The sequence below is a fragment of the Streptomyces sp. NPDC001980 genome (assembly GCF_040296885.1).
GTDB lineage: Bacteria > Actinomycetota > Actinomycetes > Streptomycetales > Streptomycetaceae > Streptomyces.
Genome location: NZ_JBEOYD010000041.1, coordinates 37,837 through 61,281 on the forward strand (window position 1 = coordinate 37,837; position 23,445 = coordinate 61,281).

The following is a 23,445-nucleotide window of genomic DNA, read 5'->3' on the forward strand; positions in this document are numbered from 1 at the left end:
AGGGAGGTGACACGTGTCGGCACGTGACGAGGTCCTGGCCCATGTCCGGCGGCACGGGAGCGCGTCGCGACCCGAACTGCAGACGGCGCTCGGCATGAGCCGTCCGGTCGTCGCGGCCGTCGTCCGCGACCTCCTCGCCGAGGAGCTGCTGACCGAGCACCGGGGGGAGAACACCGGCGGCCGTGGGCGCCCCGGCCGACGCCTTCGGCCGCGCTATCCGGCAGGCGCGGTCGTCGGAGTGGACGTCGGCCACCGGCATCTCACCGTCGCCGCGGCCACCCTCGACCTGACCGTCCGGGCCGAGCGGCGGGTGGCGATCGATGTGGACACCCGGCCGACCGCGGCCCTGGACATCACGGCCGACCTGATCCGGCAGACGGTCGAGGAGGTCCGGGTCACGGTCGACGGGCCCGTGAGCGCGTGCGTCGTCGGTATACCGGGGCCGCTGGACATGAGCAAACGGGCGATCGCCTCGCCCACCATCCTGTCCAGCTGGTCCGGGCTCGATCTGGCGGCCGAACTGGGCTCCCGGACGGGACTGATGGTCTCCCTCGACAACGACGCGAATCTCGGCGCCCTCGCCGAACACCGGCACGGTGCCACCGACAACCGTGGCAATCTCATCTACGTCAAGGCGTCCGACGGCATCGGGGCGGGCCTCATCGTCCACGGGATCCCGGTCAGCGGCAGCTTCGGGGCCGCGGGCGAGATCGGGCACACCCAGGTGATCCCGGACGGAGACTGGTGCCGGTGCGGCAACCGCGGCTGCCTGGAGACGATCGTCTCGGTCCGCCAGGTGCTCCAGCAGGTCCGCCACTTCTACCCGGGCGACACCGACCTGCGGTCCCGGCTGCCGGAGATCGCCCACCACCCGGTGGCCCGGAAGATCTTCGCCGAATCCGGCCGTACCCTCGGCCGCGTCCTGGCCAATCTGTGCGCACTGCTCGACCCCGCGGCCGTCATCATCGGCGGCGAGATGAGCCAGGCGGGCGAGGCGTTCGTCGACGGCGTCCGCGACTCGATCGAACGGCTCGCCCAACCGGGCTTCGACAGCCGCGTCCTGGTCGCCGCGTCCGCCCTCGGCACCCGCGCCGAGCTGATCGGGAGCCTCACGCTTGCCCGGGACATCGCCCTGCGGGACGGAATCCGGCAAGCCGAGGGCTGATCGGCGACGGAGGGGCCGGCGGCCGTGACACTCGGACGATCAGCGGGCAGACGGCGAACGTGTAGCGGCCCACGACGGTGTCGTCGGGGGCGGCCACCTGACCGCCGCCCCACCCACCGGTGTCCAGGACCAGCTCCGCACGCCGGATCGGCGCTCATGGTCGTTGCCGACAAGGTCAGTGGCTCTGCCTGCAGACAGGATGGCAGCTCGCCGTACTATCGAAGGTCGGTCGACAGGTTTCGCGGCGTGGTCTCACGCCCGCGCGTTGCCCATGTGACGCGATCAGCCGTGCGGTCACCGACGGAGTTGGCCCGGGCACCGGGAGCTGATACCAGGGACAGGCAAGGATGAGCGAGCAGAGCAACCCCACCGCCACGACAGGTACGACGGTCAAGGCATTCCCACCGGACAGTCTCACGCTGCGCCGCCGCCACCGACGGGCGGTAGGGCAACTCGCCCTGTGCGTGTTCGTGCTCGTCCCTTGGACCGTCTACCTCGCCGTCTCGCTGCCCGATCGCTTTGAGGCCCGGTACTGGCCCATGGTGTGGGTGGGCTTCGACGTCATGCTGCTCGTGTCGCTGGTCGGCGCCGGGGTGGCGGTTTGGCTGAGACGGCAGGTCCTGGTTCCGGTGTCTTTCGTGGCGGCCACGCTCCTGGTCTGCGATGCCTGGTTCGACGTTTCCCTGAGCTGGGGGCGAGGCGACGTGTGGGGGAGCATAGCCTCGGCCGTGCTGGTAGAGCTGCCGCTCGCTTTCTTGCTCGTCATGCGCGCGCGCCGGGTGCTCAAGATCTCGGCTCGGCTGGCTTGGCAGCGACTCGGACTGGCAGGCGAGCCTCCGCCGCTGTACAAGTTGCCGCTGTTTGTCACTCTGGCATCCTCAAGCAGCATCCACGTGGACTTCAAGGAAGCCAAGGACGCCTGACGGCCTCGGGCCCGACCCGGGAGTTGTGCCGTGGCGGACGTCGCAGCGATCGACGCACGACGTCGCGACCGGATCACTGTCCCGGACTGCGCGTCGCTGCGAGGTGAACGTTTCCCGACCGGGTTGACCAGTGCCGGCGTCCACATGGATCTTGTCCGGATGGCACGAGGTGCGGGCAGTCCCCTCACTCCCAGTTTTCTGCAGTGGCCGGCGGTGACCGTCAGGCCGCCAAAATGGGGGCGTGGGTACGGCGCCACACCAGCGCCCGCATGATGTTTACTGTCACCTTGGCCCGTTTCGCCTGACCGCGCGATACGAGGCCCGGCACCGCCACCGGGAGGCCGGAGCAGTACACCCCCCGCACCTGGAAGGCGGGCTCCTGTCGGCCGCCGGAGCCAAGGCCGCGTCGGCCGTCGCACAGGCTGTCGTCGGCCGACGCGGGTATGGCCTCAGTTCATCTGTCCGGTCCGGGCGTCATGCCACAGGTCGACGCCGCCGTCGACAGCGTACGTGTCGATTTCGGCCAGCTCCTCGGCGGTGAACTCCAGGTTCTCCAGCGCGGCGACGTTCTGCGTGAGCTGCTCGGTACGCGACGCGCCGATGACCAGCGAGGTGACCCGCCTGTCACGCAGTGCCCAGGCGAGTGCCATCTGCGCGAGGGTCTGCCCACGGCGCTGGGCGATGCTGTTGAGCGCGCGGAGCCTGTTCATCATGTCGTCCGACAGCCAGTCCGTGTCGAACGACGTGCCGGCCGCGGCCCGCGAGCCCTCCGGGATGCCGTCGAGGTAGCGCCCGGTGAGCAGGCCCTGCGCGAGCGCCGTGAACCCGATGACGCCGAAGCCCTCTTCCTGCGCCGCGTCGAGCAGCCCGTCCGTCTCGATCCAGCGGTTCACCATGCTGTACGACGGCTGGTGAATGAGGAGAGGCGTCCCCAGTTCCCGCAGGATCGCGGCGGCCTGCCGGGTGCGCTCGGCGTCGTAGGAGGAAATTCCGACGTACAGGGCCTTGCCCTGGCGGACGGCGGTGTCCAGCGCGCCCATCGTCTCCTCCAGGGGCGTGCCGGCGTCGAGGCGGTGGGAGTAGAAGATGTCGACGTAGTCGAGGCCCGTGCGCTGCAGGGACTGGTCGAGGGAGGCCAGCAGGTACTTGCGGGAGCCGCCGCCCTGGCCGTAGGGGCCGGGCCACATGTCCCAGCCGGCCTTCGTGGAGACGACCAGTTCGTCCCGGTAGGGTGCAAGGTCCTGCTTGAGCAGTCGCCCGAAGTTGAGTTCGGCGGAGCCGTAGGGCGGGCCGTAGTTGTTCGCCAGGTCGTGGTGGGTGATTCCGAGGTCGAAGGCGCGCAGGGCGATGTCCCGCTGGCTTTCGAACGAGCGGTCGTCGCCGAAGTTGTGCCAGTAGCCCAGGGACAGGACGGGCAGGTCGAGGCCCGATCGCCCGGTGCGCCGGTAGCGCATCGTGCCGTTGTACCGCTCGGGGTCCGCGACGTGGTTCATGGGGGTCTCCGCAGGTGACAGTGGGTTTCGTGCCGTTCGGGGGTGAACGTGCCTACTGTGCCCCGGCTCGATTTCCGAGTCCAACAGCTCACGCACATCGCATTCATCGGTGTCACTTCTCAAAGAGAGCCTCGCCGAGCAAGCCGTGGCCGCTGCCGGGTGCACCCGGTGGGATGGGCCGATCAGCGCATGACAGGGTGATCACTGCTCGATGACCGGATTGCCGGCCGGCGGCGGGCCGTACCTCTTGGTCGGTCAGTCCTGGCGGTCAGGCCGCGACGAGACCGACAGCCGGCCCGACCTCTGCGGCGGCTGCGGCGGTCATGCCGGCCGTGGAGGTTGTCCGGGGACGACGCGTCCGGCGACGGAACGATCCGCGTTCTCGGCACATGCCTGGACGCCGACCACCGCGGCACCACCAACGCCACCCAGCTCCAGCTGTACACGTGCAACGGCACGGCGGCCCAGAACTGGAGACTGCCGAACTGAGCCGTCGGCGTGGGCAGTCGGGCCGACAACTCCGGCCGGCTGCCTCGACACAGCACGTTCCCGTGTGTCCGGACCCCGTGACCGGGACACACGGGAGCATCACGTCACCGAACCGGAATACCGGACCATCGTTTGTGTCCCAGAGTTCATCTCCCAAGTGCTGTGGGCGCGTTGTCTACGCGCGTATCTTGGCTGGTCGTACGCCCGGGCGGGCCCGGTGCGCTCAAGTACCCACGTCACGCCGTCTGTATGAAGGAGAGCCCCTCCGTGTCGCACCCCTCATCCGAGGCCGCCGAGCCGCGTCCGCGGCGTTCCAGACACAAGCGCGCCCTGCCCTACGGCATCGCGGGCGCCGTCGTGCTCGCCACGGCCGGTCTGAGCATCAACGCCATGGCCGCCTCGCACGAGGCGCTGATCGCCGAGGTCTACGGAGGCGGCGGAAACTCGGGCGCCACGTACACCAACGACTTCGTCGAGCTGGCCAACGCCGGCAGCGGTTCGGTCGACCTGAGCGGCTACAGCGTCCAGTACCTGCCGGGCGCGCCGACCGCCTCCTCCAAGTGGCAGTCGACCCCGCTCACCGGCTCGCTCGCCGGCGGCGGCCGCTACCTGGTCCAGGAGGCCGCGGGCACGGGCGGCACCAAGGCGCTGCCGACACCCGACGTGACCGGCTCGATCAACATGTCCGGCACCAACGGCACCATCGCGCTGGTCACCGGCAGCGACCCGCTGACCTGCCTCACCGCCGCCGACTGCCAGGCCGACTCGCGGGTCAAGGACCTGGTCGGCTTCGGTACCGCGGTGGTGCACGAGGGCAACGGCGCCGCGGCCGGCGCCAGCAACACCGCGTCCGTGGCGCGCGCGGCCACCCTCGCCGACACCGACGACAACGCCGCGGACTTCACCGCCGGCGATCCGTCCCCGCAGAACACCGGGGACACCGGCGGCGGCACGACCCCGACCGACCCGGCGACCACGCCGCCCCCCACCACTCCGCCGGCCACCCCGGCGAAGATCCACGACATCCAGGGCGACGCCCGCATCTCGCCGCTCAACGGCAAGGCCGTCTCCGGTGTCACCGGCATCGTCACGGGCGTCCGCGCGTACGGCTCCTCGCAGGGCTACTGGGTCCAGGACCCGAACCCCGACGCCGACCCGCGTACCAGCGAGGGCGTCTTCGTCTTCACCGGTTCGACCACGCCCACCGTGAAGGTCGGCGACAGCGTCTCCCTCGACGCCACGGTCCAGGAGTACTACCCGGGCGGCCAGGACACCGGCATACAGTCCGTCACCGAGCTGACCAAGGCCACCGTGAACGTCGTGTCGAGCGGCAACGCCGTGCCGGCCCCGGTCGTCCTCGACGAGCACTCGGTGCCCGAGCAGTTCGCCCCGCAGGCGGGCGGCGCAAGCATCGAGAACCTGCCGCTGCGCCCCGACGAGTACGCCCTCGACACCTACGAGTCGCTGGAGGGCATGAACGTCCGCATCGGCAGCAGCCGGGTGGTCGGCGCGACGGACCCGTACTCGGAGATGTGGGTGACGGTCCAGCCCGACCAGAACCCCACCAAGCGCGGCGGCACCCTGTACGAGGGCTACGACGAGCCCAACTCCGGCCGCCTCATGGTCCAGTCGCTGATCCCGACCGCCCAGCAGGCGTTCCCCGTGGCGAACGTGGGCGACACGCTGGCCGGTACCACCGAGGGCCCGCTGGACTACAACCAGTTCGCCGGCACCTATGCGGTCCAGGCCCGCACCATCGGCACCGTCCGCGCGGGAGACATCAAGCCCGAGGTGACGGCGAAGCAGAGCGCCTCCCAGGTGAGCGTCGCCACGTACAACGTGGAGAACCTGGCACCCGGCAACGCGCAGTCGAAGTTCGACGCGCTCGCCAAGGGCCTGGTGACGAACCTCCGTTCGCCTGACATCGTCGCCCTGGAGGAGATCCAGGACAACAGCGGCGCCACCGACGACGGCACGGTCGCCGCCGACAAGACGCTGGGCAAGCTGGTCGACGCGATCGTCGCGGCCGGCGGGCCGCGCTACGAGTGGCGGCAGATCGACCCCGTCAACGACAAGGACGGCGGTCAGCCGGGCGGCAACATCCGCCAGGTGTTCCTGTTCAACCCGGACCGCGTGCAGTTCACCGACCGTCCGGGCGGCGACTCGTCCACGGCCGTCGGTGTGACCGGCACGGGCGCCGACACCCACTTGACCGCGTCCCCGGGCCGGATCGCGCCGACCGACGACGCGTGGACCTCCTCGCGCAAGCCCCTGGTCGGTGAGTTCACGTTCCGCGGCAAGACGCTGTTTGTCATCGCCAACCACTTCAACAGCAAGGGCGGCGACCAGGCGATCGACAGCCGCTTCCAGCCGCCGGTACGCAGCTCCGAGGCGCAGCGCAACCGACAGGCCCTGGTGGAGCGGGAGTTCGTCGAGTCACTGGAGAAGGCGAACCCGAAGGCGGACCTGGTCGTCCTGGGAGACCTGAACGACTACCAGTTCTCGCCCGCGGTGACCTCACTCACGGCGAACGGCGAGATCCTCACCGACCTGGTGAACACCCTGCCGGTCAAGGAGCGTTACTCGTACGTCTACGAGGGCAACTCCCAGGTGCTGGACCACATCCTGGTCAGCCCGGGCCTGAAGCACGGCGCCGACTACGACGTGGTGCACATCAACAGCGAGTTCGCCGCGCAGACCAGCGACCACGACCCGCAGATCGTCCGCGTGAAGCCGTAACGGCTCATCGCCCCGGTCGACTGCCGCTTGGTCGTCCCGCAAGGGACGACCAAGCGACGTCTCGGCGGAGTCTCCTCACTCACTTCCCGGAAGATCTCTGCACCAAGGTCCGTGCCGGCAGCCTGCCCACGACCGGGCCCGCACGGCCGGTCGTGGTGTCGGCGGCGGTCCAGGCGTCCTCGTCTCACCTTCGCCAGAACAAGTGGTGCGTCACGCCGCTCGGGCTGGGCACGACCTCCAGGTGGAACCGGTCGAGCAGCTCATCGGGGGAGTCCCACAGTCGTAGTCCGGACCCGAGCTCTACCGGCGAGACCGCCACATGCAGGGTGTCGACGAGGTCGGCATCGAGGAACTGCCGGATGGTGGTGACCCCGCCGCCGAGCCGGACGTCCTTGCCCTGCGCGGCTTCCCGGGCCCGTTCGAGGACCGTGGCCGGGGCGCCGTTGACGAAGTGGAACGTGGTGTCGGAGAGCGTGAACGACGGACGCCCGTGGTGGGTCATGACGAACACCGGCGTGCGGAACGGGGGCTCCTCGCCCCACCAGCCGCGCCATTCATGGTCCTGCCAGGGCCCGCGCCGGGGCCCGAACTTGTTGCGGCCCATGATCTCGGCACCGATGTCGCGTGCGAAGTCCCGCGTGAAGTAGTCGTCCAGGCCCCGGCTCCCCCCGGGATCCGTCCGCATGGGCCAGCTCGCCGTGGCCCCGGCCCAGGCGAACAGCCGCTCCGCATGGTCGAGGCCGAACGGCTTCTCCAGACTCTGATGCTCTCCGGCACCGATTCCGTCACTGGAGACATTGAAGTTCATGACTCTCAGCAATTGATCCACGCGCATCCTCACCGAACCCTGTCGCGTCATCGTGCGGCCAAGCGCCCCACATGATGACGTCGAACAGAATGTGGCCGTATCGACAGCGGCACACAACTTTCTTCCAAGGCGTCTCGTGAAGCGCCCCCGTCGGCACATGTCAGGTCAGGCGTCCCGGGCACTTGACTCCGTCGGCGCGCGGCATGATCCTCGTCCCAAGTATTGCGCGGTTCATGACAATCCCATGGTTTCGTCAATCGCGCCCTCCCGTCGACCGAGGGACGTGGACCGTGACGCCGACCGGACGCTCGCACCGCAGCCGCAAGAACGTCACCATGCTGTCGCTGCTGCTCCTGGTACTGACCATGGTCCTCGGGCCGACCCCGAGTTCCGCGGCCGGCAACGACTGGTGGATCCCGACCGCACGACCCGCCCCGGACGTCCAGATCGACGTCACCGGCGAGCCGTTCACCGGCACCGACTCGGCAGGAGAAGTACAGGGGTTCGTCGACGCGCACAACCACCTGTTCGGCAACGAGGCCTTCGGGGGCCGGCTGATCTGCGGCAAGGTCTTCTCCGCGGCCGGCGTCGCCGACGCCCTCAAGGACTGCCCCGAGCACTACCCCGACGGCACCCTCGCGCTCTTCGACTACATCACCCACGGCGGTGACGGCAAGCACGACCCGGTCGGCTGGCCGACCTTCAAGGACTGGCCCGCGTACGACTCGATGACGCACCAGGCCGACTACTACGCCTGGGTGGAGCGGGCCTGGCGCGGCGGCCAGCGCGTGCTCGTCAACGACCTCGTCACCAACGGCATGATCTGCTCCATCTACCCCTTCAAGGACCGCAGTTGTGACGAGATGACCTCGATCCGGCTGCAGGCGAAGATGACCTACGACCTCCAGGCCTACATCGACACGATGTACGGCGGCACCGGCAAGGGCTGGTTCCGCGTCGTCACCGACAGCGCTCAGGCGCGGCAGGTCATCGAGGAGGGCAAACTCGCCGTCGTCCTCGGGGTCGAGACCTCCGAACCCTTCGGCTGCAAGCAGATCCTCGACATCCCGCAGTGCAGCAAGGAGGACATCGACAAGGGCCTCGACGAACTCTACGCACTCGGCGTCCGCTCCATGTTCCTCTGCCACAAGTTCGACAACGCGCTGTGCGGCGTCCGCTTCGACTCCGGCGGCCTCGGAACGGCCATCAACGTCGGCCAGTTCCTGTCCACCGGCACGTTCTGGCAGACCGAGAAGTGCACCGGCCCGCAACACGACAACCCCATCGGCAGCGCCTCCTCGGAGGCGGAGGCGGACCTGCCGGCGGGCGTGGACGTCCCCTCGTACGACTCGGACGCACAGTGCAACAAGCGCGGTCTCACCGATCTCGGCGAGTACGCCGTGCGCGGCATGATGAAGCGCAAGATGATGCTGGAGATCGACCACATGGGCGTCAAGGCCGTCGGCCAGGCCCTCGACATCCTGGAGTCGGCGTCCTACCCCGGCGTGATCTCCTCGCACAGCTGGATGGACCTGAACTGGACCGAGCGGGTCTACTCCCTCGGCGGCTTCGTCGCCCAGTACATGCACGGCTCCGAGGGCTTCGTCGCGGAAGCCGCCCGGACCAAGGCGCTGCGCGACAAGTACGACGTGGGCTACGGCTACGGCACCGACTTCAACGGCATCGGCGACCACCCCGCCCCGCGCGGCGCGGACGCGGCGAACAAGGTGACGTACCCCTTCAAGAGCGTCGACGGCGGCTCCGTCATCGACAAGCAGACCTCCGGCGAGCGCACCTTCGACATCAACACCGACGGCGCGGCCCACGCCGGCATGATTCCCGACTGGATCGAGGACATCCGGCAGGTCGGCGGCCAGGACGTGGTGAACGACCTGTTCCGGGGCGCCGAGTCCTACCTCGACACCTGGGGAGCAACGGAACAGCACCAGGCCTCCGCCAACCTCGCCAAGGGACAGCCGGCCACGGCCAGTTCGTCCGAGTCGAACCCGTTCACCAGCTACCAGCCGGGCCGCGCCGTGGACGGCGACGACTCCACCCGCTGGGCCAGCGACTGGAGCGACGACCAGTGGTGGCAGGTCGACCTGGGCTCCACCCACCTCGTCTCCCGGGTGACGCTGGACTGGGAACGCGCCTACGGCACGTCGTACCGCGTCGAACTCTCCACCGACGGCACGAACTGGCAGACCGCCTGGTCCACCACGAGCGGCGACGGCGGCCTGGACACGGCCCGGTTCACCGGCACCCCGGCCCGCTACGTCCGGATCCACGGTCTCGACCGCGGCACCGACTGGGGATACTCACTGTACGAGGTCGGGGTCCACAGCGCCTGACGCGGCGGCCGTCCGGCGACGGCATGCGTGCCGTCGCTGTCATCACCCCCCTTACCTCGTCACCCCCTCACCGCTCCCCTCGCGGGTCTCGTGATCCGACGGCTACCCGGCGCGGCGGCTTCGTCCGCGCGCACCCTGTGCGGCCAGACTGTCCCGACCACTACCACCGAGGTCCGGCCAGGGCGACCTCCACCGGGATCACGAGGGAAGGGCGGACACATGAGGCGGGTGTTCCGGCCGGGCGCCCGGCGCCCCCGGCTGTGCTTCGACGGCTGGATCGCGGGCCTCGGCACCACCTCCGGCAACCGCGTCGTACTGGGTCACTGGCTCCGCTCGCCGTTCGGCCCGTTCAGCGACGTGATGCTGGAACGAAGCGACGGAGAACGGCTGTTGCTCGCTCCGACCCGGTGGACCGCGGAATTCGTCCGCGCCACCTACCACTTCGACACCGTACGCGTCGTACCGGTCGACGTCGCCGTCCTCGCAGACACCTGGACCGTCGCGGCGGGACCGCTCCGCCTGCGCTTCACCACCGGCCCCCGCACGCTCCTCGGCCATCTGCTGCATGCCGTCCCCGGACCACTCGCCCGCCGCCCGGCGTGGTCCGTCGTCACCGACCGTGTCGCCCGCATGCTGCTGCCCGGCGTACGGACCCGCGGCAGCGCGGGTGGCGGCCGGAGGGAGTGGTACGGCGCGCGGGATCTGCGGGCGATCCGCCGGCTCTCGGGCGACTACGACGGTGCGGACCTGGGTGCGCTCGCACCCGTCGAACCTCCCGTGCGGTTCGGGTTCGGCTCGGTACCGCGCCGACCCGCGCTCACCCGGGTCACCACGACGGTCGAGGCGGAGTGATCCCTTCCCGTCCCCGGCCCGCGTCAGGACCGGTGACTCACCGACGCCAGCAAGATCTCCACGCTGTCAGGCTGTCACGCCGGGCCTGGTCACCCGTGTGGCATGTCCCGTCCTGTCCGGTCACATGGCACGCGCCGTGAGAACCTCTCCGGCCCGTCGTAGTGCCTCCTGGTGCCCGAAGAGCCCGGGGAGTCCTCCGGTGTGGACGAAGACGGTCCGCTCACCCGGACGGACGTCACCCTCGCGCACGGCGGCCACGAGACCGGCCATGGCCCGCCCGGTGTAGACGGGATCCAGGACGAGTCCCTCGGTCCGGGCGGCGAGGAGGACCGCCTCGGTGACCGGTTCGGTGAGGTGGGAGTATCCGGCCCCGACCTGGTCGAGCCGCAGCCGTGGCCGCCGCGGCGCGGGGGAGGGTGCGTACAGCTCCGTCAGCAGCAGGTCGAGGGTGTGCCCCGGATCCGCCACGGCGCCGCAGTGCACGCCCAGGACCCGGTCTGCGCCGAGGGCACGCACCAGCCCGGCCATCGTGCCACCGCTGCCCAGCGCGACCACGGCGGTGGCCAGATCGGGAGCCTGCGCGAGGAGTTCACGCCCGCCGTCGACATAGCCCAGGGCGCCGACGGGACTCGATCCGCCGAAGGGAATGAGCGCCGGAGCCGCGTTCCGCTCACGCAGCCCTGCGACGACACGGTCGAGGACGGCGGCGAGCTCGGCGCCGTCCACCGCGCCGGCCCACACGACCCTCGCGCCGAGGAGGCCGTCGAGCGCCTGATTGCCCGCGGCCGTGCCGGTGGGCTCGCCCGCGAGGACGAGGACGACGTCCATGCCGAGCCGAGCGCCGGCCGCCGCGGTGAGGCGGGCGTGGTTGCTCTGCGGCGCCCCGCTGGTGACAAGGGTTCGCGCCCCCTCGGCGAGGGCCTGTCCGCAGGTCCACTCGAGCTTGCGGACCTTGTTCCCTCCGCCGCCGAGCCCGATCAGGTCGTCCCGCTTGATCCACAGGTCGTCCGGCCCGAGCCCCAGGGCCTGCCCGAGCCGAGGGGCGGGTTCGAGCGGTGTCGGCCAGGAGGCCAGCGTGACCTTGCGGTGCTCCTCGCGCATCGTGCCCATGCGACAACCCCTTCGTCTCCGTGCCCGCGTCTCCGTGCCCGCGTGTCCGTCCCGCGGCGCACCCATGTCTTCCCGAGGACGCACCCCGCTGAACTCCGTGGCCGTCCGCGCGCCAGGGCCGGTGAACGTGCGGACGGGGCGCCGTGATTACGATGCCTCGTGAACCGTTTCCCTCCTCCCGGCCGGACAGCGCGATGAGCACCGCCGACTCGTTCCCCCTCGGAGCCTCGACCACGCTCGCCGAACTCGCCCGGGATCCGCACCCGCGCCTGGCACTGCTCCGCGCCCACGAGCCGGTGTCGTGGCTGCCCGAGCTGAACGGCTGGCTGGTCACCCGCCGCGACCTCGGGCTGGACGTGATGAGGGACTCCGCCACCTTCACCGTCGACGACCCCCGCTTCACCACCGCCCAGGTCGTCGGACCGAGCATGCTGTCCCTGGACGGCGCCGCGCACACCCGCCACCGCGAGCCCTTCGCGGCACCCTTCCGGCCCCGAAGGGTGCACGACAACTTCGCCGCGTTCATAGAACGGGAGACCGACCGCCTCATCACCGCACTGGAACCTGAGGGCGCCACCGAACTGCGCCGCGCCTTCGCCGGACCGCTCGCGGTGGCCGTCGTCACCGACGCCCTCGGGTTGGTCGGGACCACCACCGACACGGTGCTCTCCTGGTACGACGCCATCGTACGGTCGGTCTCGGACATCACCGAGGGCCTGGCGGCGGGCCCGGCGGGTCCCGCCGCCTACGCACAACTGCGGGCCGCCGTCGAGGCAACCGTCGCCGACCCGCACGCCTCCTCGCTCCTCGTCTCCGCCGCCGAGCAACTGGACGTGCCCGAAGTGGCCTCCAACGCGGCGGTGCTGATGTTCGGCGGCATCGAGACGACCGAAGCGATGATCACCAACGCCCTGCTCCACCTGCTGCAGAACCCCGCTCAACTCGCCCTGGTGCAGGCCGATTCCGGCCTGCTGGACGGAGCCGTCGAGGAGTCCCTGCGGTTGGAGCCCGGCGCGGCTGTGGTGGACCGCTACGCCACCCGCGACAGCGTGCTCGGCCCGGCTGCCATCCGCCGCGGCGACCTCGTCAGCGTCTCTCTGACCGGCGCCAACCGCGACCCGGCCGTCTTCACCGACCCGGACCGATTCGACGTCCGGCGCGCCGAAGCCCGCCTTCAACTGGCCTTCGCCCACGGCCCGCACCACTGCCTCGCCGCCCACCTGGCCCGCCTGGAGACCCGCATCGCCCTCCAGCGCCTGCTCGAACGCCTCCCCGGACTCCGCCTCGACCCGCAGCGGCCCGCCGCCCCGCACGGCCTGGTCTTCCGCAAGCCGGCCGCCCTCCACGTGCTCTGGGACGTTCCGGCCTGACGACCCTCGACGGCCGAAGGGCATGGCGGACGTCCTCACGAACAGGTGACTGCTGTCCCAAAGCTGCTTCACCACCCCACCTGATGACTAACGTCATCGTTCTCACGGTAACCAGGGGGGAAAATGAGCAACCCGTACAACGTGCCACAACCCGCCAGATCCATACCCAGGTGGGCTCGCAAAAGGGTCGTACTGCCCGCCCTCGCCGTGGCTTTCATCGTCGGCATCGCCGCCGGCGGCAGCGGCAACGACGACAAGAAGGCCGTCGCGGACGACAAGCCTCGGCCCACCGCGACCGCCACGGTGACGGCGACGGCGACGGCCACGGAGACCGCCGCACCCGAGCCGGCGCCCACCGTCACCGAGACGAAGACGGTCAAGGTCAAGGTCAGGGTGACCGTCACCGCGGACTCGGCTGGTGGAGACTCCGTGAGCTCCGACGACGACAGCGGTGGCAGCACCTACTACGCCAACTGCACCGCCGCCCGCGCCGCCGGCGTCACCCCCCTCCACCGAGGCGACCCCGGATACGACGCGCATCTCGACCGGGACGGCGACGGCGTCGCCTGCGAATGACAGCGGCAGGCCCGCCCCGGGGAGGGGGACACGAGAAGGGCCTGCCACCGAAGCAGTTCCGTCGCCGGCGGGCTCGCGTGGGAACTTTCCGGTGTGCAGGCCGCCGTCGGTCGGGCCACGGTCATCGCGGACGGCGGCTGTCGGGGCACCGGCCTGCTCATTCCGTACCGCCGTGCACGCGGCCAGACCGAACTGCCGGCCTGGAGAGAGGAGCACAACACCTCCCACCGCAAGGTCCGGGCCCGCGTCGAGCACGTCTTCGCGCGGCTGCACAACCTCGCCCTCGCGGGGCAACTCCCGCCCCGTACGAGACCGGAGAGGCCCAAGGAAGGTGGCTCTCCACCTTCCTTGGGCCTCTCCGGCTCGGAGAATGCTCAGTCGATACAGAACTCGTTGCCCTCGATGTCCAGCATGGGGATGCACGACTCGTTTTCCTCATCGGCGTACAGCGTTCGCACGTGGGTCGCACCGAGCGCGACCAGTCGTGCGCACTCGGCTTCGAGCGCGGCGAGGCGCTCGTCCCCCACGAGCCCGGTGCCGACCCGGACGTCGAGATGCACCCGATTCTTGACGATCTTGCCCTCGGGGACGCGCTGGAAGTACAGGCGCGGGCCCACGTCTGAGGGATCACTGCAGGCGAACCATGATCCCTGCTTCTCAGGAGGCAGGGTGCGGTTGAAATCGTCCCAGGTGGTGAACCCCTCCGGTGGCGGCGGTATGACGTACCCCAGCACTTCACACCAGAAGCGGGCAAGGCGCTCAGGTTCTGCGCAGTCAAAGGTGACTTGGAACTTCTTGATCGCCGACATCGGCGCACCGTACCGCGTACCAGGGGGACCCTGCCGCTCATTTCCCCAGGCGGATCCGCCCGTCACCCGTCGCATCCTGGGCCGCCTTGGACACCAGGTGATCAAACCGGACAGTCCACGAGAACGACGCGACCGTGGCGGCGGAGTGCCCCAGTGGTCCCCAGGATCCAGTCCCGGCCAACCACCTTCAGGTCAAGATCAGTTGGGGGACAACCCTCAGTCACGCCATCAGGGCAGGTAACCCGCGAGCTGCTGGACCGGCATAGGTCGTAGGGCGCGCTCGTGCCCGGCATGCGAGGACAGGTACCTCGTGACACGCCGTCAAACCTGCTGCCGCTGGGCTTCTCCCTCGCCTGCCCGCTCGACCTGCGCGTATACCCGTAGTCCGTGTGCTGGTCAGCCGAGTACGAGCAGCGCGATCGCCGACACCGCATGGACGACCAGCAGGGGCAGACCTACGGGTCTTCCCCTGTCTTTGGGGGCGCTTTTCCCGGTGGGGCGCAGTGTGGGGTCGGCCTGCAGGGTCCGGATCCCGTCGACGGCGCGCAGCGCTTCCGGCCTGCGGCGGAAGCGGCGGTTGAGCCAGGACGGCGCGACGACGCCGAAGACCTCCGCGCCGCGTTCGCCGCCAGGGGAGTCGTCGGAGTAAATGATGTTGAATCCGCGGTCCCTCAGCCAGACATGGCTGAGCCGACTCCAGGGCACGTGCCTGACCCGTCTCATCCCGACCACCCATAGGCCCGTGCTGTCCGCCGTGACACGCCAGCTGAACTGTTGGGCGATGGGGCCGACGGTGCCGAGGGCGAAGAGGGCAAGGAACACGCGGAACGAAAGGGGCGTGCTGACGGGTACGGTCGAGAGAGCGGTCACGGAGGCGATGATCGCGGCTTCGAAGAGGACTGCGCACAGTCGGCTCCCGGTTCCCGGCCCCCAGCTCACGGGGGCGGCGCCGGGCCCGAGTTGCTCGGGCCGGCCCATGGGGAACTCCTGACGTGCCGGTACGGTGTTGTACTCGACACAGAGCCGGGGCGTCTCCTGTCCGTCGGACGAGACGAGGATGAGCCCGCCGCCCGGGTGGGGCGGGCCGAACAGCACCGCCTCACGCAGCCGGTTGTGCACGGGGCTCACGAACTCCTTGCCGGCGAGCCGGGTGTAGCAGCCGAGGACCGGCCTGTGCCCTTCGAGGTCGTCGGCCGCGAAGACGTACGTACGCCGGTCGTTGTGGCCGCCGCCCTTGCGTACGAGTACGCGCAGCGCGGGCGCCGGGCCGCCGCGGCGTAAGACGGCGGCCCGGCGCCGGTCTCGTGTGTAGTAGGCCAGGTTCAGGCTGCCGAAGACGGTCCCGATGACCGCAACCCACTGCAAGCCTGTGGCGCCCATGAGTGGGGTGATGCCGAGCGGGCCGAGAACGAAGGCGAGGACGGCGGCGACGGCCATCAGGGTGCCGCAGCCCAGCTGTTCACCGTCGGCCGGGACGGTCATCGCCGCCTCGGGCAGGGGATGTCGCGCGGGGCCCGCGGCCTCCAGTGCGAGCCGCCGCTGTCTGCGGGCGGCGGCGAGCCGGTGCAGACAGGCGAGGCAGGCGTAGCAGGCCGCGACGGCCACGGCGATGCCGGCGGCGACGGGAGTGCGCGGATCGAGGAATACCCATAGGGCCGGCAGGGGCAGGGCCACAGCGGTCAGCAGGGGCAGCCGCAGGATGCCGCGGTACAGGACGGTGATCATCAGTGCTGCCACGGCCGTAGCGAGCCAGTCGGGGGCGCACGGGCTCCCGTCCTTGCAGAAGTACGCATCGGCCGGAGCGAGACGGAGAGCGGCCAGGCACGCGAGCGCCAACGCGAGGACCGTCGGAAACGGATGCGCCCACAGGCCGGGCCGCAGCGCGCGCCAGCGGTCGGCGTCGGAGGAGAGCCAGGCAGCGGCGTCCGCCGGAACTGCCTCCGGCGGCAGGGGAATCGGACTCTCGGCCACGGGTGGATTGTGACGGTGGGCGCTCGCTCGCTGCTCCCTCCAAGGCTGACGGAGCCATGAACACCGAGCGACTGAAGGACAAACACTTCCATCTGTCGCCAGTGCGGTCTGTAATCCGTCGGGCGCCGGCACTCAGACCGGGTGTGCCCAGCTCCGGCTCACTGGGCCACCGATGTCCGGCGTCCTTGGAAGAAGCCGACGCCGCTGCCACCGGGCCTCGGAGCGGGAATCGTCATCGACACGATCGGCCTTCTGCTTGCGGTGCCGGTCACCGCGGTCAGCGTGCAGGACTCCGTGGCCGGCACCCGTCTCCTCTCATCCGGGAACGCGCCATGCGCCGATCACCGTTGCGCCACCGGTGTCCATGGGCAGCGATTCCAGGGCGTTGGCCACATGAGTGAGCATGGCCTCGCTGTCGGTCCACTCGGGAGTGGCCTCGTGACCGGTGTCGTTGAAACGCACCACACATCCGCGGTGCGGACCCGAGCGCAGGTCGACGAAGAGGCCGCCGCCGGCGCCGTCGCCCGCGATGGGGAGCCACTCAGGGATCCAGAGCACCGATGCCTCGCCGGGGTACAGGGCCGCTGCCGGATCCCGCCTGCACCGCTCCTGCCAGGTCTGCCACCGCTCCACGAGGTCTGGAGGAACGATCTCACGGCTCACCCGCAGGTGCATCGCGCGCTCTCCGAGCGCCTCGGCCACCGAGTACGGATCGAAGCAGTCCGGCAGCAGGTGGCCAAGGGGCTGGGGAGCGGGCGGCGTTCGCCGGAATCCATCCGCGCACGACCACCAGCGGGCGAGGTCGGCGGGGAGCGGAACACCCAGATGCCGTTCGGCTTCCGCGATCCGGTCCGGCTGCGCGGGTGGGCGAAGACGCTCCCGATAGCGAGGCGCGTGCCGGGCGAGCCAGGCGTCGATGCGGTGCCAGACGGTCTCGATCGGCTCCTCGGGGGCCGAAGGTGATCAATAGGCGGGGGGCGGTGGTGATGTGGGTATCGGGGCCACGGCGAGGCGCCGCGCCGCCGGTCGCAATCGGGGCTGCGGTCACCGACACCGCCAGGTAGGAGCCGTTGCGGCGGGCGAGCCTGATCCGGCAGGCGTCCCGGCTCAGGGACGCCCGCAGCCAGGTGGCGAGATCCTCGGGGTGGACCAGGTCCTCCAATGAGAACTCGCGCAGGGCGCTCGGCGCGCGTTCCAGCAATCGGCACAGCACGTCGTTGACGCCGAGGAGACGGCTCGGCTGCCCGGGCAAAAGCTCTGCCAGGCTGTGACCGCTCTTCCATGATGCCTCGCCTCGGGTGCGTATCCGATTGGCCTGCAGCCGACGTACGGTTCACTGGGACTCAGCGCCCCAGTTGCCACTCCGGCCATCAGCGTCGTTCTGTGCGTGACGAGTCGGCACCGTCCTCGCGCCTACCTGACTACGGCGTCAGTCTCGCGGGTGGGCTGCTCTTCTCTTCACCCACGCTCACGCTGTGGTCGGGGCGACCGCAAAGACGGATCCCGTGCTGGCTCCCGCGTACACCACGCCGTTCAGCACCACGGGTTCAGGGCGCTCGTCGAGTGGACTCTCGATGGGCAAGTTCGGGTCGCGTCGTGCCGCACTGCGCCACCAGGTCTTTCCCGTCGCAGCATCGACACAGGTGATTCGCCCATCAATGGCCGAGCTGTACAGCCGGCCGCCGGCAAGCACCGGGCGAACGGGAGATTCGCCTCCCGTCTCCACGGTCCAGTTTCGCCGGCCTGTTCGGAGGTTGTACGAGGCCAGCATGCCGTCCGCCCGGCTGATGTAGAGCGTGTCGCCCTGCGTGCGCGCAGTGCCCTTGGGAGCGTCCCTGAGGGGAAGGCGTTCCGTGCTTCCGTCCGCCCTGGAGACGCGGGTGACGCTCCGGCCGTCGAGCAGGAAGGACACCGTGCCGCCGTCGGCCGCCACCGGCGTGCCGGGGTCCTTGTCGAAAGTGGCGAGAACCTTGGTCGTGCGCAGCGTGGCGTCATCAAGGACGGCAACGGATGCGATGAAGCCTTCATCTGCCGCGGCCTTCAGCAGATACAGCGCACCGTCCTCACCGCAGAAGACGGTGTAGTACTCGCCGGCGGGAAAGGTTCTGGACCCGACCAGCTTTCCCGTGCGCGCATCCCTGCGGTCGATCCGGACTCGGTCCGCCTCCGGGTGGTCAACCGTCGTGACCGTGGACTTCTGCACGCTGAAGCTTGGCGATGTCATCCAGGCGGACCACAGCAGGTCACCGGTCTTCACGTCGAAGCCTTTGAGCTGTTTCCTGCCTTCTGCATCGATCCGTGCGTCGTCGACCAGGACCGTGTCTCCGGCGAACCCCACGACCGAGCCGGTATCCGTGGACGGGCCTGTGTACGGCTTGCTCCACATGGTCCGTCCGGAGGCGACGTCGATCCGTTCAGCCACCACACCGACCTCCGTGCACACAAGTACATCCCCGGTACCGGCACAGGAGGGGAGGCTGTCATAGTCGTGGTGCCCTGTGGCGATGGCCGGCTTCTTCTCCCACAAACCCCACCCCTTCGGCCGCAGAGCCGCAACTGGTTCGATGGCGGGAGCAGTTCGTATCGACGAGGCGTGGACCGAGGGCGATGCCGAGCCCTTGGCGTCACCCTGAGCTCCTCCCGCATCGCCCCCCAGAAACACTGGGACCGCCGCTGTCACCGCAATGACGGTGACAGCGGCAAGCAGGTAGGTGCGCGTCCGGAGCCGTCGCCGGGGACCAAGTGCGGAGCCTTCCGGTTCCGTCGTCTTCTCAGGTTCCTCTGACCCTGCTGTCTCTATCCCCTGTTCCTGAAGCAAAGCGAGCAGATCGGCGGCGGAGGGTCGGCCGGTGGGGTCCTTGCTTAAGCACTTCTCGATGACGGGACGCAGAGCCGACGGGACTCCCGCGAGGTCCGGAGCGTCATGGGCAATCTTCATGGCGACCGCGATGGGTGGGGTGCCCGTGTCGCCGTCGAACGGTCCCCGGCCCGTCGCCGCATACGTCAGGACCCCTCCCAGTGCGAACACGTCGGCCGCCGCCCCCACCTCGCGCGGCGTGCTCAGCTGCTCCGGTGCCATGAAGGACACCGTGCCCAGGACTTTGCCGCTCCGTGTCAGCGGTTCCGCGCTCAGTACCCGGGCGACACCGAAGTCGATGACACGGGGGCCGTCCTCGGGCAGCAGCACATTGCCCGGCTTGAGATCGCGGTGCACCAGACCGGCTCGATGGATGTCACGCAGGGCCTCGGCGAGTCCCCGGCCCAGCCGTCGCACAGCGTCCTCGCCGAACGCGCCGTTCTCGCGCACGTGTTCCGAGAGCGTCGGGGCGTCAAAGTACTGCGTCGCCATCCAGGGAGGATCGGCATCGGCGTCGGCGCCCACCACCGAGGCCGTAAACGCCCCGCTGACCTGCCGAGCGGCCTCGATCTCGTGCCGGAACCGGGCGCGGTAATCGGCGTCGTTCGCAAACTCCCCTCGGATGATCTTCAGGGCGACACGTCGGCCCGACGGCGACACAGCCAGATAGACGACCCCCATGCCGCCCGCGCCGATGCGGCGCTCAACACGGTACTCTCCGACCACCGGCGGCGTATTCTCGTCCTGCCAGCTCAAGGCCCCTCCTGCGACTCCGCGGTGATCGAGCCCTCCCCACACCTCAAGGTGGGTTAGAGGCTTGCAGTCCCGGCTGCTGCGGGCAGCACGGACGCTAGCGCATTTCGTGGCGTCGTTTGACGGAGTGCGATCACAAGGCGGGGCACGGTGGCGCACCGCCGAGGTGCTAACCGTGGCCCGCCCAACACGGCACCGCGTCACCATCGGGCAAAGCTTCCGGCGCGACTCTGACCGCGTTCCTGTGGTGTGACAGCCGGATGTAGCCGTGGGCGATAGGCATCTGGCGTAGCCATCACGCAACCACGGTCAGAACCAACTGAAGCGCTTAGCCACACGAACGCGGTGCGGCCGACCTCTGCAATGACCACATCCCGATTTCGTCACTGCGGGACCACCACTTTCGTCGGTGCCCCGATGCGGCGCCCACAGGCCCGACCACGGTCCGGGACGTCCCGACCATGAGCCCGACCACGGCAGGTCAGCGCGCCGTGGACCTCAACGGTCGCTCGGTCGCCCGGCGTTCGACTCCGTCTTCCGCGCCGAGGTCATCTTCGCCCGTGCGACCGGCGCCTCCTGGGGGAGCGCGTCGCCTGTCTCGCCGCGTGCCGTCCGGGCCTTGTCGACAGACTGCTGCAGTGCGGCCATCAGGTCCATCAACTGTCCCGGACGGGCTTGCGGCGCCGGGATCTCCGGGAGCTGGCGGTCCTTCTGCTTGGCCTCGATCACCGCGTGCAGAGCGATCACGTCGCCGCGGACCCGCAGCAGACCGAGCCGCTCACGGCCGTGCCACGCGAACCGTGCGACGGCGACCCGGGAGGCCCGCCCTGTGGCATGCCGAAGTACTGGTGAACCCGGTTATACGAACGTGCGGAATGGTGATGTTCTGTGAGGTTGCCAAGTGCCCGACCGCCGACAAGGCCGCTTCGATGTACGGCCTTTGCCGCGACGCCGGTATCGACAGCCGGAGCTGGCCGTCCGGGCGGGGTGTCTCCAGGTTGACGGTCACTTCCTGGACGCAGTAAGTCGGACATGCAGCGGGGGTCGCGAGAGCGACACGAGTGGACGCTCGTGCCTGGACCGATATGCGCGCGTTGAAGTCGGCAGCCGGGACAAGGTGAAAGCCGCAACGCTCACTGGACTGTGACTGTCGGTGACGGAAGTGGAGTGGCCAGGGCACCACAAGGCCCCGCCCTCACCCGCAGCCCATCGAGGCGGGGGCGTTCGGCCAGATCAGCGCCGCGGGCGACCGAGCTCCTGCAGCCCTCAAGCAGCCGGCCTCCGCGAGGAGAGCCACCACGGTCGCCCGCAGGGAACCCTCCCGACGCAGCCTCCTCAAGTATCGATCTAGAGATTTAATTTCGATAAATACACATTCTATCGCTAAAATGTTAGAGTGTTCCGATGGCGAGAGAGAGCGCGACGCGTACCGAAGAGGTGTTCGACGACATCCGGGCAGATCTGCTCAACGGGCAGCTCGTCCCGGGGCAACGGTTGAAGCTCGTTGCCCTCGCCGGCCGGTTCGGGGTGAGTCTTTCGGTGGTGCGGGAGGCGCTGACCAGGCTCGCCGAGCAGGGCTTGGTCGTCTCCAGCCCTCAGCGGGGATTCAGTGTGATGCCGCTGTCGATCGACGACTTGTCCGACCTCACCAAGACCCGGATCCAGGTGGAGTCGCTTGCCCTGCGAGAGTCCATCGCATTGGGGGGTCTCAAGTGGGAGGCCGCCGTCGTATCGTCCTTCCACACACTTGATCGTACCCCGGCCAACGGGGAGGACGGCCGTCTCAACGAGGACTGGCCCATCACGCATCGCGCTTTCCATCAGGCGCTGCTTTCTGGCTGTCAGAGCCCGCGCCTGAGCGGGATTGTCACCGCACTGCGCGACAGTGCGGAGCTTTACCGGCGCTGGTACTGGGCCCTGACGGAAGACCAGGTCCGCGACCTGGCTGGGGAGCACCGGGCGTTGCGAGACCATGCGCTCGACCGCGACGCGGATGCCGCGGTCGCGGCGCTCACCGAACATATCGACAGGGCGCCTCGAAAGCTCATCGCCTACGCCCGTGAGCACAATCTGGAAGATCCCACCCATCCGCCGGCGAAGGCCTGACGGGCGGGTGGGCAAGCCTGGCCCGCGGTGATCCTCCGCACACGGCGGCGTTGTTCCAGCGGGGGCGGTCACCGGCGGCCGCGCTGGTCACACGTCTCTTCGTGATGACCTGAGCGTCAGCGTGACGGGACCGCGATGACTGCCACGGCGAGGCCCGCCGCCCCGCACCGGTGGCGCGGTCCAGACCGTCGGCGCTCCCATGGGACAGAGCCGGCTGCGCCGCCGTCGACGAAGAGTCCCGCACCGGTGGTGCGGGAGTTCTGGTTGTGCTGCGAGGCAAAGGGCGGTGGCGGCACCGCCTTGTCGGGTCGCCCATGGGGGTGAGCGGTTGGATCAGGCAGCCTGGAGGATGCCCCGCAGGACGTCCTCCAGCGTGGTTCGCGCCAACTCCTTGCGGAGGGTTGCTTCGATCTCGCTGTAGATGGCGGTCATCACCGGTCCGATGCGCTCTCCCACGACGCACTCCGGGTCGGGTGTCGAGCGGTGCAGGGCGAAGATCGGGCCCGGCTCGACCGCCTCATGGACATCGAGCAGAGTGATGTCCGCCAAGTCCCGGGAGAGCATCCAGCCAGCTCCCGCGCCTCGCCGCGAATCGGCCAGTCCGGCCTTGCGCAGCTCGGCGAGCAGGCGCCGGATCACCACCGGATTGGTGTTGACGCTCGTCGCGATCTGCTCGGAGGTGGCGACCTCGTGACCACGGCGCTGGTAGAGCCCGATCCACGTCAGCGCGTGCGCCGCGATGGTCAGCCTGCTGTTGGCGCTCACGGCGCACCTCCCTCATCCTGTAGAAACCGTAATGGTTACAACAAGCTGCGGCAAATCTCCCCGGGCCGTCCGGCGCGGACCACCTTCACGTCGTCGCGGGACACCGGCAACGGGTGCCCGGCGACCTGGGGCTCCGGTGAGCGTAGTGCAGCGAACCCGCCACCACCCGGCGCGCCAGCCTGTGCAGGGCGGAGCGACGCCGGAAGGGGCGTAGAGCTGCGGGCGAAAATTTCGATATTCTTGTGCTCTGACGATATTTGACTACAGTGGAGTGGTGCCGCTCGGAAGGTCGGTGCCTTGCAGGCGCA

18 protein-coding genes and 1 pseudogene are annotated in these 23,445 nt (G+C 69.5%); 10 read left to right on the forward strand and 9 right to left on the reverse strand.

Annotated elements, in window-relative coordinates:
- Window positions 1-13: 13 nt before the first annotated feature.
- Complete coding sequence (locus ABT137_RS40810) at window positions 14-1,165, forward strand: ROK family protein (protein ID WP_351716981.1); 1,152 nt, start codon at window positions 14-16, stop codon at window positions 1,163-1,165.
- 347 nt (window positions 1,166-1,512) lie between these two features.
- Window positions 1,513-2,088, forward strand: coding sequence for a hypothetical protein (locus ABT137_RS40815; protein ID WP_351716983.1), 576 nt, complete (start codon window positions 1,513-1,515; stop codon window positions 2,086-2,088).
- A 449-nt stretch (window positions 2,089-2,537) separates the two neighbouring features.
- Here ABT137_RS40815 and mgrA read toward each other — a convergent pair whose 3' ends face one another.
- Window positions 2,538-3,581: an L-glyceraldehyde 3-phosphate reductase gene (mgrA, locus tag ABT137_RS40820; RefSeq protein WP_351716985.1), complete on the reverse strand. Its 1,044-nt coding sequence runs from the start codon at window positions 3,579-3,581 to the stop codon at window positions 2,538-2,540.
- A 339-nt stretch (window positions 3,582-3,920) separates the two neighbouring features.
- On the opposite strand from mgrA, the gene ABT137_RS40825 reads away from it, so the two are divergent.
- Together ABT137_RS40825 and ABT137_RS40830 are read left to right on the forward strand one after the other, a co-directional pair.
- Window positions 3,921-4,070, forward strand: a complete 150-nt coding sequence (locus tag ABT137_RS40825; protein ID WP_351716987.1) for an RICIN domain-containing protein — start codon at window positions 3,921-3,923, stop codon at window positions 4,068-4,070.
- 267 nt (window positions 4,071-4,337) lie between these two features.
- The gene (locus ABT137_RS40830) at window positions 4,338-6,809 is read left to right on the forward strand and encodes a DUF8508 domain-containing protein (RefSeq protein ID WP_351716989.1); all 2,472 of its coding nucleotides are present in this window, start codon (window positions 4,338-4,340) and stop codon (window positions 6,807-6,809) included.
- 184 nt (window positions 6,810-6,993) lie between these two features.
- Here the strand turns inward: ABT137_RS40830 and ABT137_RS40835 are convergent, their stop codons facing one another.
- Window positions 6,994-7,638, reverse strand: a complete 645-nt coding sequence (locus ABT137_RS40835) for a dihydrofolate reductase family protein (protein WP_351716991.1) — start codon at window positions 7,636-7,638, stop codon at window positions 6,994-6,996.
- Window positions 7,639-7,952: 314 nt separating this feature from the next.
- Here ABT137_RS40835 and ABT137_RS40840 point away from each other — a divergent pair, with 314 nt between their 5' ends.
- Together ABT137_RS40840 and ABT137_RS40845 are read left to right on the forward strand one after the other, a co-directional pair.
- On the forward strand, window positions 7,953-9,968 hold the full coding sequence (locus ABT137_RS40840) for a discoidin domain-containing protein (protein WP_351717068.1): 2,016 nt from the start codon (window positions 7,953-7,955) through the stop codon (window positions 9,966-9,968).
- 219 nt (window positions 9,969-10,187) lie between these two features.
- Window positions 10,188-10,820 (forward strand): hypothetical protein, encoded by a 633-nt coding sequence (locus tag ABT137_RS40845; RefSeq protein ID WP_351716993.1) that lies wholly within the window; start codon window positions 10,188-10,190, stop codon window positions 10,818-10,820.
- Window positions 10,821-10,940: 120 nt separating this feature from the next.
- Here ABT137_RS40845 and ABT137_RS40850 read toward each other — a convergent pair whose 3' ends face one another.
- On the reverse strand, window positions 10,941-11,930 hold the full coding sequence (locus ABT137_RS40850; RefSeq protein WP_502984656.1) for a D-cysteine desulfhydrase family protein: 990 nt from the start codon (window positions 11,928-11,930) through the stop codon (window positions 10,941-10,943).
- A gap of 194 nt (window positions 11,931-12,124) precedes the next feature.
- Between ABT137_RS40850 and ABT137_RS40855 the strand changes: the two genes are divergently transcribed.
- From ABT137_RS40855 to ABT137_RS40865, 3 genes and pseudogenes are all read left to right on the forward strand, one after another.
- Window positions 12,125-13,300 carry a cytochrome P450 gene (locus tag ABT137_RS40855; RefSeq protein WP_351716995.1) on the forward strand — a complete coding sequence of 392 codons (1,176 nt, stop codon included), beginning with the start codon at window positions 12,125-12,127 and terminating at the stop codon, window positions 13,298-13,300.
- A 207-nt stretch (window positions 13,301-13,507) separates the two neighbouring features.
- Window positions 13,508-13,876, forward strand: a complete 369-nt coding sequence (locus ABT137_RS40860; RefSeq protein ID WP_351716997.1) for an excalibur calcium-binding domain-containing protein — start codon at window positions 13,508-13,510, stop codon at window positions 13,874-13,876.
- A 21-nt stretch (window positions 13,877-13,897) separates the two neighbouring features.
- Window positions 13,898-14,146 (forward strand): annotated as a pseudogene (locus ABT137_RS40865) (IS5/IS1182 family transposase); the annotation flags it as partial.
- 104 nt (window positions 14,147-14,250) lie between these two features.
- Here ABT137_RS40865 and ABT137_RS40870 read toward each other — a convergent pair.
- The 5 genes from ABT137_RS40870 to ABT137_RS40895 form a co-directional block, all read right to left on the reverse strand.
- Window positions 14,251-14,685, reverse strand: a complete 435-nt coding sequence (locus ABT137_RS40870; RefSeq protein ID WP_351716998.1) for a VOC family protein — start codon at window positions 14,683-14,685, stop codon at window positions 14,251-14,253.
- A 396-nt stretch (window positions 14,686-15,081) separates the two neighbouring features.
- A complete protein-coding gene (locus ABT137_RS40875) occupies window positions 15,082-16,656 on the reverse strand; it encodes a hypothetical protein (protein WP_351717000.1) in 1,575 nt (524 codons plus the stop codon).
- A 315-nt stretch (window positions 16,657-16,971) separates the two neighbouring features.
- Window positions 16,972-17,595 carry an SMI1/KNR4 family protein gene (locus ABT137_RS40885; RefSeq protein WP_351717072.1) on the reverse strand — a complete coding sequence of 208 codons (624 nt, stop codon included), beginning with the start codon at window positions 17,593-17,595 and terminating at the stop codon, window positions 16,972-16,974.
- Between the two features lie 529 nt (window positions 17,596-18,124).
- Window positions 18,125-20,269 carry a protein kinase domain-containing protein gene (locus ABT137_RS40890; protein ID WP_351717001.1) on the reverse strand — a complete coding sequence of 715 codons (2,145 nt, stop codon included), beginning with the start codon at window positions 20,267-20,269 and terminating at the stop codon, window positions 18,125-18,127.
- Between the two features lie 495 nt (window positions 20,270-20,764).
- Entirely contained in the window at window positions 20,765-21,013 is a 249-nt protein-coding gene (locus ABT137_RS40895; protein ID WP_351717003.1) for a hypothetical protein, read from the reverse strand.
- Window positions 21,014-21,670: 657 nt separating this feature from the next.
- Between ABT137_RS40895 and ABT137_RS40900 the strand changes: the two genes are divergently transcribed.
- Window positions 21,671-22,372 (forward strand): GntR family transcriptional regulator, encoded by a 702-nt coding sequence (locus ABT137_RS40900; protein ID WP_350784844.1) that lies wholly within the window; start codon window positions 21,671-21,673, stop codon window positions 22,370-22,372.
- A 333-nt stretch (window positions 22,373-22,705) separates the two neighbouring features.
- Here ABT137_RS40900 and ABT137_RS40905 read toward each other — a convergent pair whose 3' ends face one another.
- Window positions 22,706-23,137 carry an Rrf2 family transcriptional regulator gene (locus ABT137_RS40905; RefSeq protein ID WP_351717005.1) on the reverse strand — a complete coding sequence of 144 codons (432 nt, stop codon included), beginning with the start codon at window positions 23,135-23,137 and terminating at the stop codon, window positions 22,706-22,708.
- Window positions 23,138-23,445: the final 308 nt, after the last annotated feature.

What these genes read in the sequence shown, in the direction of transcription:
- ABT137_RS40815 (WP_351716983.1), top strand. Translation starts at nt 1,513, where the DNA reads ATGAGCGAGCAGAGCAACCCCACCGCCACGACAGGTACGACGGTCAAG.
- mgrA (WP_351716985.1), bottom strand. Translation starts at nt 3,581, where the DNA reads ATGAACCACGTCGCGGACCCCGAGCGGTACAACGGCACGATGCGCTAC.
- ABT137_RS40840 (WP_351717068.1), top strand. Translation starts at nt 7,953, where the DNA reads ATGCTGTCGCTGCTGCTCCTGGTACTGACCATGGTCCTCGGGCCGACC.
- ABT137_RS40845 (WP_351716993.1), top strand. Translation starts at nt 10,188, where the DNA reads ATGAGGCGGGTGTTCCGGCCGGGCGCCCGGCGCCCCCGGCTGTGCTTC.
- ABT137_RS40850 (WP_502984656.1), bottom strand. Translation starts at nt 11,930, where the DNA reads ATGGGCACGATGCGCGAGGAGCACCGCAAGGTCACGCTGGCCTCCTGG.
- ABT137_RS40855 (WP_351716995.1), top strand. Translation starts at nt 12,125, where the DNA reads ATGAGCACCGCCGACTCGTTCCCCCTCGGAGCCTCGACCACGCTCGCC.
- ABT137_RS40870 (WP_351716998.1), bottom strand. Translation starts at nt 14,685, where the DNA reads ATGTCGGCGATCAAGAAGTTCCAAGTCACCTTTGACTGCGCAGAACCT.
- ABT137_RS40900 (WP_350784844.1), top strand. Translation starts at nt 21,671, where the DNA reads ATGGCGAGAGAGAGCGCGACGCGTACCGAAGAGGTGTTCGACGACATC.